We start from the raw sequence: 347 nt of genomic DNA, 5'->3' as shown, positions 1-347 counted from the left end.
TGTTGATGCCACCAATGGATTGCCCAGATTGGTTACTGCTTTTGGCTGTCGATGGTCCAGCGCTACCGCCTTGCAAACCACCACCACCCGTTAAACTGGTCATTGCTCCAAACATATCAACCCATTTTCATCCAGATAATCAGCGCTAAGATCACTACAATGAGCCACGCTGATTTGTTGATTTCCTTGGCGGTCAGAAACCCAAGAGTTAAGCCCGCCACACCAAGATAGATAACTGGCATTACTTGCCCCCTTTGAGCGCAAACGCCAATCCACCGAGCACAACCAACAGCAACACCACCACAATGGCAATGGTCTGCCATTGAACACCGTTACCGCCTGTATTC

Annotated in this window: 1 protein-coding gene; it reads right to left on the bottom strand. The window is 49.6% G+C overall.

Translation table 11 applies throughout. The features are described from left to right. Positions 1-116: 116 nt before the first annotated feature. Positions 117-242: a hypothetical protein gene (locus AACR11_RS06460; protein WP_257887079.1), complete on the bottom strand. Its 126-nt coding sequence runs from the start codon at positions 240-242 to the stop codon at positions 117-119. Positions 243-347: the final 105 nt, after the last annotated feature.

This window comes from Vibrio sp. L85, assembly GCF_963871815.1.
Classification (GTDB): domain Bacteria; phylum Pseudomonadota; class Gammaproteobacteria; order Enterobacterales; family Vibrionaceae; genus Vibrio; species Vibrio harveyi.
The sequence above is the reverse complement of the archived record's forward strand: the minus strand, read 5'-3'. Positions and strand labels throughout refer to the sequence as shown.

What these genes read in the sequence shown, in the direction of transcription:
- AACR11_RS06460 (WP_257887079.1), bottom strand. Translation starts at nt 242, where the DNA reads ATGCCAGTTATCTATCTTGGTGTGGCGGGCTTAACTCTTGGGTTTCTG.